General features: G+C 62.8%; 18 protein-coding genes. All 18 read left to right on the top strand.

Annotated features, from left to right (window positions below; all coding sequences use genetic code 11):
- The first annotated feature begins 54 nt into the window (after nt 1-54).
- The 18 genes from mlaD to AACH55_RS21315 all read left to right on the top strand — a co-directional run bounded on the left by mlaD (nt 55) and on the right by AACH55_RS21315 (nt 13,910).
- Nucleotides 55-531 carry an outer membrane lipid asymmetry maintenance protein MlaD gene (mlaD, locus tag AACH55_RS21400; RefSeq protein WP_338716642.1) on the top strand — a complete coding sequence of 159 codons (477 nt, stop codon included), beginning with the start codon at nt 55-57 and terminating at the stop codon, nt 529-531.
- Between the two features lie 5 nt (nt 532-536).
- A complete protein-coding gene (locus tag AACH55_RS21395) occupies nt 537-1,274 on the top strand; it encodes a VacJ family lipoprotein (RefSeq protein WP_338716641.1) in 738 nt (245 codons plus the stop codon).
- Between the two features lie 287 nt (nt 1,275-1,561).
- Complete coding sequence (locus tag AACH55_RS21390; protein WP_338716640.1) at nt 1,562-2,203, top strand: ABC transporter substrate-binding protein; 642 nt, start codon at nt 1,562-1,564, stop codon at nt 2,201-2,203.
- Nucleotides 2,204-2,258: 55 nt separating this feature from the next.
- Nucleotides 2,259-2,552 (top strand): STAS domain-containing protein, encoded by a 294-nt coding sequence (locus AACH55_RS21385; protein ID WP_338716639.1) that lies wholly within the window; start codon nt 2,259-2,261, stop codon nt 2,550-2,552.
- Between the two features lie 329 nt (nt 2,553-2,881).
- Complete coding sequence (locus AACH55_RS21380; RefSeq protein WP_338716638.1) at nt 2,882-3,793, top strand: ABC transporter ATP-binding protein; 912 nt, start codon at nt 2,882-2,884, stop codon at nt 3,791-3,793.
- A complete protein-coding gene (locus tag AACH55_RS21375) occupies nt 3,790-4,554 on the top strand; it encodes an ABC transporter permease (protein ID WP_008332476.1) in 765 nt (254 codons plus the stop codon). Before AACH55_RS21380 ends, AACH55_RS21375 begins: the two co-directional genes overlap by 4 nt.
- 48 nt (nt 4,555-4,602) lie before the next feature.
- Complete coding sequence (locus AACH55_RS21370) at nt 4,603-4,839, top strand: BolA family protein (protein ID WP_008332475.1); 237 nt, start codon at nt 4,603-4,605, stop codon at nt 4,837-4,839.
- Nucleotides 4,840-4,848: 9 nt separating this feature from the next.
- On the top strand, nt 4,849-6,099 hold the full coding sequence (gene murA, locus AACH55_RS21365) for a UDP-N-acetylglucosamine 1-carboxyvinyltransferase (protein ID WP_338716637.1): 1,251 nt from the start codon (nt 4,849-4,851) through the stop codon (nt 6,097-6,099).
- Between the two features lie 31 nt (nt 6,100-6,130).
- Nucleotides 6,131-6,781 carry an ATP phosphoribosyltransferase gene (hisG, locus tag AACH55_RS21360; protein ID WP_338716636.1) on the top strand — a complete coding sequence of 217 codons (651 nt, stop codon included), beginning with the start codon at nt 6,131-6,133 and terminating at the stop codon, nt 6,779-6,781.
- A gap of 39 nt (nt 6,782-6,820) precedes the next feature.
- Entirely contained in the window at nt 6,821-8,137 is a 1,317-nt protein-coding gene (hisD, locus tag AACH55_RS21355; RefSeq protein WP_338716635.1) for a histidinol dehydrogenase, read from the top strand.
- 1 nt (nt 8,138) lies between these two features.
- The gene (locus AACH55_RS21350; protein ID WP_338716634.1) at nt 8,139-8,975 is read left to right on the top strand and encodes a site-specific DNA-methyltransferase; all 837 of its coding nucleotides are present in this window, start codon (nt 8,139-8,141) and stop codon (nt 8,973-8,975) included.
- Complete coding sequence (hisC, locus tag AACH55_RS21345; protein WP_338716633.1) at nt 8,956-10,062, top strand: histidinol-phosphate transaminase; 1,107 nt, start codon at nt 8,956-8,958, stop codon at nt 10,060-10,062. Before AACH55_RS21350 ends, hisC begins: the two co-directional genes overlap by 20 nt.
- Nucleotides 10,063-10,134: 72 nt before the next feature.
- Complete coding sequence (gene hisB, locus AACH55_RS21340; protein WP_338716632.1) at nt 10,135-10,731, top strand: imidazoleglycerol-phosphate dehydratase HisB; 597 nt, start codon at nt 10,135-10,137, stop codon at nt 10,729-10,731.
- 63 nt (nt 10,732-10,794) lie between these two features.
- Nucleotides 10,795-11,433 (top strand): imidazole glycerol phosphate synthase subunit HisH, encoded by a 639-nt coding sequence (hisH, locus tag AACH55_RS21335; RefSeq protein WP_338716630.1) that lies wholly within the window; start codon nt 10,795-10,797, stop codon nt 11,431-11,433.
- Between the two features lie 78 nt (nt 11,434-11,511).
- Complete coding sequence (hisA, locus tag AACH55_RS21330) at nt 11,512-12,309, top strand: 1-(5-phosphoribosyl)-5-[(5-phosphoribosylamino)methylideneamino]imidazole-4-carboxamide isomerase (protein WP_338716629.1); 798 nt, start codon at nt 11,512-11,514, stop codon at nt 12,307-12,309.
- A gap of 1 nt (nt 12,310) precedes the next feature.
- Nucleotides 12,311-13,075, top strand: coding sequence for an imidazole glycerol phosphate synthase subunit HisF (gene hisF / locus AACH55_RS21325; RefSeq protein WP_017453776.1), 765 nt, complete (start codon nt 12,311-12,313; stop codon nt 13,073-13,075).
- Complete coding sequence (gene hisI / locus AACH55_RS21320; protein WP_338716628.1) at nt 13,072-13,575, top strand: phosphoribosyl-AMP cyclohydrolase; 504 nt, start codon at nt 13,072-13,074, stop codon at nt 13,573-13,575. Before hisF ends, hisI begins: the two co-directional genes overlap by 4 nt.
- On the top strand, nt 13,572-13,910 hold the full coding sequence (locus AACH55_RS21315) for a phosphoribosyl-ATP diphosphatase (RefSeq protein ID WP_069374928.1): 339 nt from the start codon (nt 13,572-13,574) through the stop codon (nt 13,908-13,910). The genes hisI and AACH55_RS21315 overlap by 4 nt, the downstream gene beginning before the upstream one ends.
- Nucleotides 13,911-13,914 lie beyond the last annotated feature (4 nt).

Genomic DNA, 13,914 nt, shown 5'->3' with positions numbered 1-13,914 from the left:
AGCGCCCGGCATGGGCGCAACGATGTGAATAAAAGGGTTGAAAAAGGGTTCAATATGCAACGTAAATCTCTGGATGCCTGGGTCGGAATCTTCGTGCTGGCCGGTGTGGCTGCACTGGCTTTCCTGGCGCTCAAGGTCGGTAACATGAGCTCGATGTCGTTCGGCCAGAAGACCTATGCCCTGAAGGCAAATTTTGACAACATCGGCGGCCTGAAGTCGCGTGCGGCCGTCAAGAGCGCCGGCGTGGTGGTGGGCCGGGTGGATTCGATCCGCTTCGATGATCAGACCTTCCGTGCCGTGGTCACGCTGAACATGGACGACAGCTACAAATTCCCCAAGGACAGCTCGGCCAAGATCCTGACGTCGGGTCTGTTGGGTGAACAATACATCGGCATCGAGCCGGGCGGCGATACTGCTAACCTGGCCTCGGGCGATACGATTAAGATGACGCAATCCGCCATCGTGCTGGAAAACCTGATCGGCCAATTCCTGTACAGCAAAGCGGCAGAGGGAAAGGATGATTCCAAATGAATCAAATGAATAAAAAAACCATCAATACCGCCTACGCAGGACGCCTCGGCGCCTTCGCCCTGGCGGCCGCCGCCCTGACCGGCTGCGCCAGCACCAACAGCAATCCGAACGATCCGCTGGAAGGCTTCAACCGCAGCATGTTCAGCTTCAACGACACGTTGGACCGCGTGGCCCTGAAGCCGGCCGCGCAAGCCTATGACACCGTGGTGCCGACCCCGGTCCAGCATGGTGTGGGCAACTTCTTCGGCAACCTCGGCGATGTCTGGTCCTCCATCAACCAGCTGTTGCAGGGTCGGATCGAGCAGGGTGTCTCCACCTTCATGCGCGTGGCCATCAACACCACCTTCGGTCTGGGTGGCGTGCTGGATGTGGCGACCGAAGCCCGCCTGCCGCGCGAGAAATCCGACTTCGGCCAGACCCTGGGCCGTTGGGGTGTAGGTTCCGGTCCTTACGTGGTGCTGCCGTTCTTCGGTCCTTCCACGGTGCGCGACACCGCCGGCATGCCGGTGGACCTGTACGGTGACCTGTGGACCTACAAGCGCCCGACCCGCTGGCGCAACGTCGGTACGGTGGTACGCATCGTCGACCGCCGCGCCCAGTTGCTGGACGCCTCGACCCTGCTGGAAGACGCCGCGCTGGACAAGTATGACTTCGTGCGCGACGCCTACCTGCAACGCCGCCAGAGCCAGATCAATGGCGCTGCCGGTGGCCGTGAACGGAAGGAAGAAGCCATCAAGCCCTGATGGCTGGATGCGATGGAAGGCGGCACAGGCCACGCCGCCCGCCGGGGGCCATGGCCTTGAAATACGGTTGAACTGCCCAATCTGCCCACTCTACGCATAGTCTGCAGCTCGCGCTGCCCGATCTGTAACATCCGTGCCCAACTGTGACGGCGCGGGAACCCCGCTCCCGGGCGGGCTTCGAAGGACATGCCGGCTGCCGTTTTCCCTGCTTTTGCTGCGCGCCCGTCCCAGTGACGGCGCCCTGGCAGCCCAGCCCCCCTTCTGCTGACTCGAATGGAAACTGAATTATGAAGATGCTTACCAAACTTTTTGCCGTCGCCGCCTTCGCCGTTCCGGCGCTCGCCTTCTCGGGTGCCGCCTCGGCCCAGGAAGCCCCTGATGCGCTGGTCAAGCGCATCAGCTCCGAAGTGCTCGATACCGCCAAGAACGACAAGGACATCCAGTCCGGCAACAACAACCGCATCATGGAACTGGTGGAGCAGAAGATCCTGCCCTATGTCGACTTCGAACGCATGACCCAGCTGGCCGCCGGCCGCTACTGGCGCCAGGCCACCCCGGACCAGCAGAAGCAGCTGATCACCCAGTTCCGCAGCCTGCTGGTGTTCACCTACTCCGGCGCGCTGTCGCAGGTGCGTGACCAGAAGATCGAATTCAAGCCGCTGCGTGCCGCCCCGACCGATACCGAAGTGGAAGTGAACTCGCAGGTGATCTCCGCACGTGGCGGCGAGCCGATCCAGCTGAGCTATCGCCTGGAAAAGAAGCCCGACGGCTGGAAGCTCTATGACGTCAACGTATTGGGCGCATGGCTGGTGGAAGCCTATCGTGGCACCTTCGCCAACGAGATCAGCAAGGGCGGCATCGACGGCCTGATCAAGGCCCTGGCCGACAAGAACCAGCAACTGGCCGCGCGCGGCAACGGCAAGAAGTAATTGCCGTCGCCCTTCATCGTCATCCATACCGACCACTGATCCGAAAGAGCGCATCATGTTCAAGCCCGGCGCCTCGTTGACTTTCACCAATGCCAGCACGGTCCTGCGCGAGGGCCTCTCGGCCATCGCCGCCGGCCAGGCCAGCATCGACGTGAGCGAGGTGGCGGTGGTCGATTCCTCGGCCGTGGCCACGCTCCTGGCCTGGCGGCGCGCTGCTGCCGGTCGTGGCGCGGTGCTGGACTTCGGTACCTTGCCGGCCAACCTGCAAAGCCTGGCCGATCTCTATGGCGTGACCGCCTTGCTGCAAGGCGCAGCCGCGCCGACCTCCGCTACCGATCGACATCACTGATCGCTTTCTCCCCTCTGGTCCGGTCTCCCGGGCGCCGGGAAGCCCCTGCCCGGGCGGCCCGGAATATCGAATTCCCCTATAATCGAAGGTTTTGCAGGCGCGCTGGCAGCGTTGGCGGTGTTTTTCCTTTTCGCCCATGCCGTATCCCACCGGTCTGCAATACCGAAACACCGCGCTATTTTCATGGCGCAACGACAACATGGCTGCGCTTGCACGCCTCCCCAGCGGAGCGCCTGACGTAGCCAGGGCGAGGCGGACAGCGGATTCCCCGGTGGAACTCCTGCCTCCTTATTTATTTCTGGCAAGTAACGTATTGAACGGGCGAGGCAATGGCCGCTCTCCAAATCACAGACATCAAGAAGCGCTATCAGTCCCTGCAGGCGCTGGGCGGGGTGTCGCTGGCGATCGAAGAAGGTGAATTTTTCGGTCTGCTCGGCCCCAATGGCGCTGGCAAGACCACGTTGATTTCCATCATCGCCGGGCTGAACCGGGCCGATTCGGGCTCGGTCACCATCCATGGGCATGACGTGGTGAGCGACTATCGTGGCGCCCGCATGAACCTGGGTGTGGTGCCGCAGGAACTGGTCTTCGATCCCTTCTTCACCGTGCGCGAGACCTTGCGCATGCAGTCCGGCTATTTCGGCCTGACCAACAACGACAAGTGGATCGACGAGGTGATGGAAAACCTCGACCTCACCAACAAGGCCGATACCAACATGCGTGCGCTCTCCGGCGGCATGAAGCGGCGCGTGCTGGTGGCCCAGGCGCTGGTGCACAAGCCGCCCGTGATCGTGCTCGATGAACCGACCGCCGGGGTGGACGTGGAACTGCGCCAGACCCTGTGGCAGTTCATCGGACGCCTGAACCGCGAAGGCCACACCATCGTGCTGACCACGCACTACCTGGAAGAAGCCCAGGCGCTGTGCAACCGTATCGCGATGCTGAAGTTCGGCAAGGTGGTCGCGTTGGACTCGACCGAGGGCCTGATCCGCCGCATCTCCGGTTCGCAGATGCGGCTGCGCCTGAAGCGCGGCAGCCTGCCCGATGGCTTGAAGGCGCTGGTCATCTATCCGGAAGAACTGTTGTCGGGCAATAAATTCACGCTGCGCGTGACGGACTACAAGGAAGTCGAGCCCATCCTGGCCACGCTGCGCGCCTCGGGCGCGGAGATCGACGATCTGCAGTTGCAGCAGGCCGACCTGGAAGACGTCTTCATCCAGATCATGGGAGATGAAAAATGATTGGCTTCCGTACCCTGTTCTACAAGGAAATCCTGCGCTTCTGGAAGGTCGCCACCCAGACCATCACCGCCCCCATCGTCACGGCCCTGCTGTACCTGCTGATCTTCGGCCATGTGCTGCAGGATCGCGTGCAGGTCTATCCGGGCGTGAACTACACCGGCTTCCTGGTGCCGGGCCTGGTGATGATGAGCGTGCTGCAGAATGCATTTGCCAACAGTTCGTCTTCGCTGATCCAGTCCAAGATCACCGGCAACCTGGTGTTCGTGCTGTTGACGCCCTTGTCGCACTGGGAACTGTTCGGCGGCTACGTGCTGGCGGCCGTGGTGCGCGGCCTGATGGTGGGCGCGGGCGTGTTCGTGGTGACCGCGTGGTTCGGCCACCTGGACTTCGTGGCGCCGCTGTGGATCCTGGTGTTTGCCCTGCTGGGCGCAGGCATCCTGGGCACGATGGGGCTGATCGCCGGTATCTGGGCCGAGAAGTTCGACCAGCTGGCCGCGTTCCAGAATTTCCTGATCGTGCCGCTGACTTTCCTGGCCGGCGTGTTCTATTCGATACACTCGCTGCCCCCGTTCTGGCAGGCGGTATCGCATTTCAACCCGTTTTTTTATATGATCGATGGCTTTCGCTACGGCTTCTTCGGCCAGTCCGACATCCCTCCCATGACCAGCCTCGGTATCGTCGCCGTGTTCTTCGTGGCGCTGTCTACCCTGGCCGTGCGCATGCTCAAGAGCGGCTACAAGCTGCGCGCCGGTTCGCATTGAACACGCTGCGACCTGCAATCTCCCCCCATTCCCGTGAAGAGCCTCAACATGCTACCCACACCTGAACTCGTCAAAAGCTACATCGCCGCCGGCCTGGAGTGCCAGCACCTCGAAGTGGAGGGCGACGGCCAGCACTTCACCGCCGTCATCGTCGCCGAGGCGTTCGCCGGCAAGCGCCTGATCCAGCGGCACCAGCTGGTCTATGCCGCACTGGGCGACCGCATGCGCGAAGAAATCCACGCGCTGTCGATGAAGACCCTGACTCCCGAAGAATTCCAGAAATAAGGCAACACGATGGACAAGCTTTTGATCCGTGGCGGCAAACGCCTCTCCGGTGACCTCACCATTTCCGGTGCGAAGAATGCCGCGCTGCCTATCCTGTGCGCGGGCCTGCTCACCGATGGCGACCTGGTGCTTTCCAATGTACCGCACCTGCAGGACGTGGCCACCATCACCAAGCTGATGACCCAGATGGGCTTGCGCGTGCGCGAGAACGGCGAGCAACTGGTCTTGAACGGCAACGACATCACCCGCCCCGAAGCGCCCTATGAGCTGGTCAAGACCATGCGTGCCTCGATCCTGGTGCTGGGCCCGCTGCTGGCGCGTTTCGGCCAGGCCAAGGTGTCGCTGCCCGGTGGCTGTGCCATTGGTTCACGTCCGGTGGACCAGCACATCAAGGGACTGCAGGCGATGGGCGCGGAAATTCATATCGAAGCCGGATACATCTATGCCAAGGCCAAACGCCTGAAGGGTGCGCGTATCGTCACCGACATGATCACCGTCACCGGGACCGAGAACCTGCTGATGGCCGCCGTGCTGGCCGAGGGCGAGACCGTGCTGGAAAACGCCGCACGCGAACCCGAAGTGGGCGACCTGGCCAACCTGCTGGTGAAGATGGGCGCGAAGATCGAGGGTATCGGCACTGATCGCCTGGTGATCCAGGGTGTGGACAAGCTGCACGGCGCCGAGCATGAAGTCATCGCCGACCGCATCGAGACCGGCACCTTCCTGTGCGCCGTGGCCGCCACCGTTGGCGACGTCACCCTGCACCGTACCCGTGCCGGACTGCTGGATGCCGCGCTCGACAAGCTGCGCGAAGCCGGAGCCATCCTCACTTCGGGCGAGGACTGGATCCGTATCCAGATGGCGCGTCGTCCGAAGGCGGTGAGCTTCCGCACCACCGAATATCCGGGCTTCCCGACCGACATGCAGGCGCAGTTCATGGCCCTGAATTGCCTGGCCGAAGGCACCAGCCACGTCACCGAGACGATTTTCGAAAACCGCTTCATGCACGTGCAGGAGTTGAATCGCCTGGGCGCGGCCATCGATGTGGAAGGCAATACTGCCATCGTCACCGGCGTGGAAAAATTCCTCGGTGCGCCCGTGATGGCGACCGACCTGCGCGCTTCGGCTTCGCTGGTCATCGCCGGCCTTGCGGCCGAGGGCGAAACGGTGGTGGAGCGCATCTACCACCTCGACCGTGGCTATGACCGCATGGAAGCCAAGTTGTCGGCCATCGGCGCCGATATTGAACGCATCAAGTAAGTTAGACGGATTCCAGAAAAAGCACACCATCATGACCCAACAACTGACGCTGGCGCTCTCCAAGGGCCGTATTTTCGAAGAGACCCTGCCGCTGCTCAAGGCCGCCGGCATCACCGTGACCGAGGATCCGGAGTCCTCGCGCAAGCTGATCCTGCCGACCAATGACCCCGACGTGCGCGTGATCATCGTGCGCGCCTCGGATGTGCCGACCTACGTGCAATACGGCGCGGCCGATTTCGGCGTGGCCGGCAAGGACGTGTTGATGGAACACGGCGGCGAAGGCCTGTACCAGCCCATCGACCTGAACATTGCCAAGTGCCGCCTGTCGGTGGCGGTGCAGGAAGGCTTCGACTACGCCAATGCGGTGCGCCAGGGGGCGCGCCTGCGTGTGGTGACCAAGTACGTCAATACCGCACGCGAGCATTTTGCGTCCAAGGGTGTGCACGTGGACCTGATCAAGCTGTATGGCTCGATGGAACTGGGCCCGCTGGTGGGCCTGTCGGATGCCATCGTCGATCTGGTCAGCACCGGTGGTACCTTGCGTGCCAACAAGCTGGTGGAAGTCGAGCACATCATCGACATCTCCTCGCGCCTGGTGGTGAACCAGGCCGCGCTGAAGTTGAAGCGCGAGCGCCTGCAGCCCATTCTCGATGCCTTCGAGAAGGCGTCCAAGGCCAAGTAATCCCACGACCCCAGATATCTTCGCAGAGCAGGTGAGACCATGAGCATTGCCATCCGAAAACTCGATTCCGCCGATGCCGGCTTCCGTGACAAGCTGTCGGCCGTGCTGGCCTTCGAAGCCAGCGAGGACGAAGCCATCGACCGCGCCGCGGCCACCATCCTGGCTGACGTGAAGGCGCGCGGTGACGCCGCGGTGCTGGAATACACCCAGCGCTTCGACCGCGTGCATGCCGCTTCCGTGGCCGGCCTCGAGATCGGTCAGGACGCCCTGCAAGCCGCGCTGGCCGGGCTGCCCGAGGCACGCCGCCATGCGCTGCAGACCGCCGCTGATCGCGTGCGCGCCTATCATGAGCGCCAGAAGAAGGAATGCGGCTCCGATGGTTTCCTCTATCGTGAAGCCGATGGCACCGAACTGGGCCAGAAGGTCACGCCCCTGGATCGCGTGGGCATCTACGTGCCGGGCGGCAAGGCGGCTTATCCGTCATCGGTGCTGATGAATGCGATTCCGGCCAAGGTGGCCGGCGTGCAGGAAGTGATCATGGTCGTGCCCACGCCCGATGGCGTGAAGAATGAACTGGTGCTGGCGGCAGCCGCCATCGCCGGCGTGGATCGCGTCTTCACCATCGGCGGTGCGCAGGCCGTGGGTGCCCTGGCCTATGGCACCGCGACCATTCCGCAGGTGGACAAGATCGTCGGCCCCGGCAATGCCTATGTGGCCGCCGCCAAGCGCCGCGTGTTCGGCGTGGTGGGCATCGACATGATCGCCGGTCCCTCCGAAATCCTGGTGATCTGCGATGGCGCGACCGATCCCGACTGGATCGCCATGGACCTGTTCTCGCAAGCCGAGCACGATGAACTGGCGCAATCCATCCTGCTGTGCCCGGATGCGGACTACATCGCCAAGGTGGAAGCCTCGATCAATCGTCTGCTGCAAGACATGCCGCGCAAGGACGTCATCCGCACTTCCCTGACCGACCGCGGTGCCCTGATCAAGGTGCGCGACATGGAAGAGGCCTGCGAGATCGCCAACATGATCGCCGCCGAACACCTGGAAATTTCCGCGCAGGAACCGCAGCAGTGGGCGGACCGCATCCGTCACGCCGGCGCCATGTTCCTCGGCCGCTTCTCCTCCGAATCGCTGGGCGACTACTGCGCCGGACCCAACCACGTGCTGCCGACCTCGCGCACTGCACGCTTCTCTTCGCCGCTGGGCGTGTATGACTTCCAGAAGCGTTCGAGCATCATCCGCGTCTCGGAAGAGGGCGCGCAGACGCTGGGCAAGATCGCCGCCGAACTGGCGTATGGCGAAGGCCTGCAGGCGCACGCCCGCTCGGCCGAATTGCGCCTGAAGAAGTGACATGATGACGTCGGCCACCGACCCCCTTGCAGGCGCCGGCTGGCTGGACCGCGTTTTTTGCGAGGATGCGCTGGCCGTCGAGGCTGGTTTCGCGCGCATTCCCGATGGCAGTGTCGATCTGCTGATCGCCGATCCACCGTATGGGCTGGGCAAGGATTACGGCAACGATTCGGACAAGCTCGATACCGCCGCTTATCTGTCCTGGACCGAGCAATGGATCGATGCCGCGCTGCCCAAGTTGAAGCCCAATGGCAGTCTCTACATCTTCCTGACCTGGCGCAATTCGCCGGAGATCTTCGTGATGTTGAAGCAGCGCATGACCATGATCAACGAGATCATCTGGGATCGTCGTGTGCCGTCGATGGGCGGCAGCACCCGGCGTTATTCGTCGGTGCATGACACCATCGGTTTCTTCGCGCGCGCCAGGGATTACTTTTTCGACCTCGATGCCATCCGCATCCCCTACGATGCCCAGACCAAGAAGGCGCGTTCGCGTTCCATCTTCGTCGGCGCCAAGTGGCTGGAGATGGGCTACAACCCGAAGGATGTGTGGAGCGTCTCGCGCCTGCATCGCGAGCACAAGGAGCGCGCCGACCATCCCACGCAAAAGCCGCTGGAAGTGGTGGAGCGCATGGTCAAGGCTTCCTGTCCGCCGGGCGGCGTGGTGCTCGATCCCTTCATGGGCAGCGGCACCACGGCCGTCGCGGCGCGGCGCTGCGGGCGGCACTTCACCGGTTTCGAACTCAATCCCGATTATTGCGAACTGATCCGCCGGCGCATCGATGCCCTCGACGCGCCGGCCCCTGTGAGTCAAGACGATGAATCCCTCCAAGCCTGAGACCGTGGACCAACTGCTTGCCAATGTGATCCGTCCCGTGGTGCGCGGCTGGCAGTCCTATCACGTGCCCCCGGCCGAAGGGCTGGTCAAGCTCGATGCGATGGAGAATCCCTACGTGTTGCCGCTTGCGCTGCGCGAGGAACTGGCGCAGCGATTGGCCGCGCTGGAGCTCAACCGTTATCCGGTGCCGTCCTATACCCGGCTCAAGGCGGCCATCTGCGCGCAGCTCGGCGTGCCGTCCGGTTACGACGTCTTGCTGGGCAATGGCTCCGATGAGCTCATCACCATGCTTTCGGTGGCTTGCGCGATTCCGGGGCGCACGGTCCTGGCGCCGGAACCGGGCTTCGTCATGTACGGCATCTCGGCAGCGATGGCCGGACTGAACTATGTGGGCGTGCCGCTGCGCGCGGACCTCACGCTGGACTTGCCGGCCATGCTGGCTGCCATCGAAGAGCACAAGCCGGTCATCACCTGGCTGGGCTATCCCAACAATCCGACCGGCACGCTCTACCCGATGGCTGACGTGCTGCGCATCATCGAGGCCGCGGCTCCCTACGGGCTGGTGGTGGTGGATGAGGCTTATCAGCCCTTCGCCGCCTCGACGCTGATGCCGACATTGCCGCAGCACAACAATCTGCTGGTCATGCGCACCGTCTCCAAGCTTGGCCTGGCCGGCATCCGCCTGGGCTACGTTTCCGCGGCCCCGGCCCTGTTGCGCGAATTGGACAAGGTGCGCCCGCCCTACAACGTCAATGTCCTCACCGAAGCGGCAGCGCTGTTCGTGCTGGAGCACTTGCCGGTGCTGGAGGCGCAGGCGGCGCAGCTGCGTGAAGCGCGCGGGCTGCTGGCGACTGAACTGGCGGCGCTGGAGGGGGTGGAGGTGTTCCCCTCGGCGGCCAATTTCATCTTGATTCGCGTCCCGGATGTCGATAAAGTCTGCGCCGCCTTGCTGGCGCGCAGGGTACTTGTCAAAAATGCCGGTAGAATGCACGTATTGCTGCAAAACTGTTTGCGCATTACCGTCAGTTCGGATGAAGAAAACGCCATCTTCCTGACGGCCCTGAAAGAGGCACTGCGCGAGCATTGAGGGATGTACGCTCGCGCCCAGGCAAGCTGGCACCAGGCATTACCCAACGATAGAACCCGTCTAACCTCTACCATGTCTACACCGAGAACCGCGGAAGTCGTCCGCAACACCAACGAGACGCAGATCCGCGTTGCGATCAACCTGGATGGCACCGGCCAGCAGAAGCTGGATACCGGCGTGCCCTTCCTGGATCACATGCTGGACCAGATCGCCCGCCATGGCCTGATCGACCTGGACATTCACGCCAAGGGCGATTTGCACATCGACGCGCACCATACGGTGGAAGACGTGGGCATCACTCTGGGCATGGCCTTTGCCAAGGCCATCGGCGACAAGAAGGGCATCCGCCGCTACGGCCATGCCTACGTGCCGCTGGATGAAGCCCTCTCGCGCGTGGTGATCGATTTCTCCGGCCGTCCCGGCCTGGAATACCACATTCCCTTTACCCGCTCGATGATCGGCTCCTTCGATGTGGACCTGACCAGCGAGTTCTTCCACGGTTTCGTCAACCATGCGCAGGTCACCCTGCACGTGGACAACCTGCGTGGCGTGAATGCCCACCACCAGGCCGAAACCGTGTTCAAGGCCTTCGGCCGCGCGCTGCGCATGGCCGTCGAACTCGATCTGCGCGCTGCTGGTACGATTCCGTCCACCAAGGGCAGCCTGTAAATCGCAGGGTATCGCTAAACATCATCTGGGTTTCCCGGTGCGTGAGCACCGTTCAATGTCGCCATGAATAAAATTGTTGTAGTCGATTACGGCATGGGCAACCTGCGCTCGGTGGCGCAGGCGCTGCGCCATGTCGCGCCTGAAGCCGACGTGCGCATCTCCGGCGAGGTCGCTGATATCCGCGCCGCCGACCGCGTGGTCCTGCCCGGCCAGGGTGCCATGCCGGATTGCATGCGCAGCCTGCGCGAATCCGGCGTGCAGGATGCCGTGCTTGAAGCCTCCCGCACCAAGCCGCTGTTCGGCGTGTGCGTGGGTGAACAGATGTTGTTCGACTGGAGTGAAGAAGGCGACACCCCCGGCCTGGGCCTGCTGCCCGGCAAGGTGGTGCGCTTCGAACTCGAAGGCGTGCGCCAGGACGATGGATCGCTGTTCAAGGTGCCCCAGATGGGCTGGAACCATGTACACCAGACCAGCACTCACCCGCTGTGGGAAGGTATCGCCGATAATGCCTTCTTCTATTTTGTCCACAGCTATTACGCCGTCCCGGCCGATGCGTCGCACGTCGTCGGCCAGACGCCGTATGGCCGTGATTTCGCTTGTGCCGTGGCACGCGATAATATCTTTGCAACCCAGTTCCACCCGGAAAAAAGTGCCTCGGCGGGTTTGCAGCTGTATCGGAATTTCGTACACTGGAAACCTTAATTTTTTGCCTTTCCGGCAAGAACTTCGCCGCAGAGCGTCGCCAACCCTTCTTTTTTACTGACTAGTCATCCCCTAGCCATGCTGCTCATACCCGCCATCGACCTGAAAGACGGTCATTGCGTACGCCTCAAACAAGGTGATATGGAACAAGCCACCGTTTTCTCCGAAGATCCGGCGGAAATGGCCCTGCACTGGCTCAAGCAGGGGGCGCGCCGCCTGCACCTGGTGGACTTGAACGGCGCCTTCGCCGGCAAGCCCAAGAACGAGGCGGCGGTGAAGTCCATCCTGAAAGTCGTCGCCAGCTTCGCCGAGGAAAACGAGGTCGAGGAAATCCCGGTGCAACTGGGTGGCGGTATCCGCGACCTCGATACCATCGAGCGCTACCTGGACGATGGCCTCTCCTACATCATCATCGGCACCGCTGCGGTGAAGAACCCCGGCTTCCTGCATGATGCCTGCAGCGCCTTCCCCGGCCAGATCATCGTCGGCCTGGATGCCAAGGACGGCAAGGTCGCCACCGATGGCTGGAGCAAGCTGTCCGGCCACGAAGTGGTGGACCTGGCGCAGAAGTTCGAAGGTTATGGCTGCGAAGCCATCGTCTACACCGACATCGGCCGCGACGGCATGATGGGCGGCGTCAACATCGAGGCTACCGTGCGCCTGGCGCAGGCGGTGACCATTCCCATCATCGCTTCGGGCGGCGTCCACAACGTGGGCGACGTCGAGGCGCTGTGCCGGGTCGAGGATGAAGGCATCGAAGCCGTCATCTGCGGCCGTTCCATCTACGAAGGTACGCTGGACCTGCGCAGCGGCCAGGATCGTGCGGATGAACTGACGCGCGAACTGGAAGCCAACCGCCTGTCCGGCAGCAAATAACATGGCCCTTGCAAAACGCATCATCCCTTGCCTGGACGTGACCGCAGGTCGCGTGGTCAAGGGTGTCAACTTCCTGGAGCTGCGCGATGCCGGCGATCCGGTCGAGATCGCGCGTCGCTACGACGAGCAGGGCGCCGATGAGCTGACCTTCCTCGACATCACTGCCTCCTCCGACGGCCGCGACCTGATCCTGGACATCATCGAAGCCGTGGCCTCGCAGGTCTTCATCCCGCTGACGGTGGGTGGCGGCGTGCGCGCGGTGGAAGATGTGCGCCGCCTGCTCAATGCCGGCGCCGACAAGGTGGGCATCAATACCTCGGCCGTGACCAATCCGCAGCTGGTGGCCGATGCGGCCAACAAGTACGGCTCCCAATGTATCGTGGTGGCCATCGACGCCAAGCGCGCCGGTGACGGCAAGTGGGAGGTCTACACCCACGGTGGCCGTAATGCCACCGGCCTGGATGCCGTCGAATGGGCGCGCAAGATGGCGCAGCTGGGCGCGGGCGAAATCCTGCTGACCAGCATGGACCGTGACGGCACCAAGAGCGGTTTCGACCTCGACCTGACCCGTGCGGTCTCGGAAGCGGTCAGCATTCCCGTGATTGCATCGGGTGGCGTGGGCGGCCTGCAGGACCTGGCCGACGGCATCACCAAGGGCAAGGCCGATGCGGTGCTGGCCGCCAGCATCTTCCACTATGGCCAGCACACCGTGCAGGAAGCCAAGCGCTTCATGGCCGATCAGAACATTTCCATGAGGCTGGCATGAGCATCAGCGCCAAATGGCTCAACAAGGTCAAATGGGATGAGGTCGGCCTGGTGCCGGTGATCGCCCAGGAAGTCGGCAGCAATGACGTGCTGATGTTCGCCTGGATGAACCGCGAGGCGCTGGCGCGCACCGTGGAGATCGGCCAGGCGGTCTATTGGAGCCGTTCGCGCAAGAAGCTGTGGCACAAAGGTGAAGAATCTGGTCATTTCCAGAAGGTGCATGAAATCCGCCTGGACTGTGACGAAGACGTGGTACTGCTCAAGGTCGAGCAGGTCGCCGGCATCGCCTGCCACACCGGCCGCCATTCCTGTTTCTTCCAGAAGTTCGAGGGCAGCGCCGACAGCGGCGAATGGGTGACCGTCGAGCCGGTCCTGAAGGATCTGCAGCCCGGTGCCGGTGGTGGCCCCGTGGCCGCCGCGCAGGCCGAACCGGCCGCCAGGCCCAAGCGCGTGCGCAAGAGCATCCCCAAGCCCGTCGACAGTGACAAGACCCCATCATGAGTGAAACCCTGAAGCGCCTGGCCGAGGTCATCGAGTCGCGCAAGCTGGCCAATGGCGGCAATCCCGAGAAATCCTACGTCGCCAAGCTGTTTTCCAAGGGTGACGACGCCATCCTGAAGAAGATCGGCGAGGAAGCCACCGAAACCGTGATGGCCGCCAAGGATGCCCGCGTCTCGGGTGACAAGTCCAAGGTGCTCTACGAGTGCGCCGACCTGTGGTTCCATTCCATGGTCCTGCTGGCGCAGTTCGACCTGAGCCCGCAGGACGTGCTCAATGAACTGGCGCGCCGCGAAGGCCTCTCCGGCCTGGAAGAAAAGGCGGCCCGCAAGGACTGACCTT

The sequence above is a fragment of the Herbaspirillum sp. DW155 genome, assembly GCF_037076565.1.
Lineage (GTDB): Bacteria > Pseudomonadota > Gammaproteobacteria > Burkholderiales > Burkholderiaceae_D > Herbaspirillum.
The sequence above is the reverse complement of the archived record's forward strand: the minus strand, read 5'-3'. Positions and strand labels throughout refer to the sequence as shown.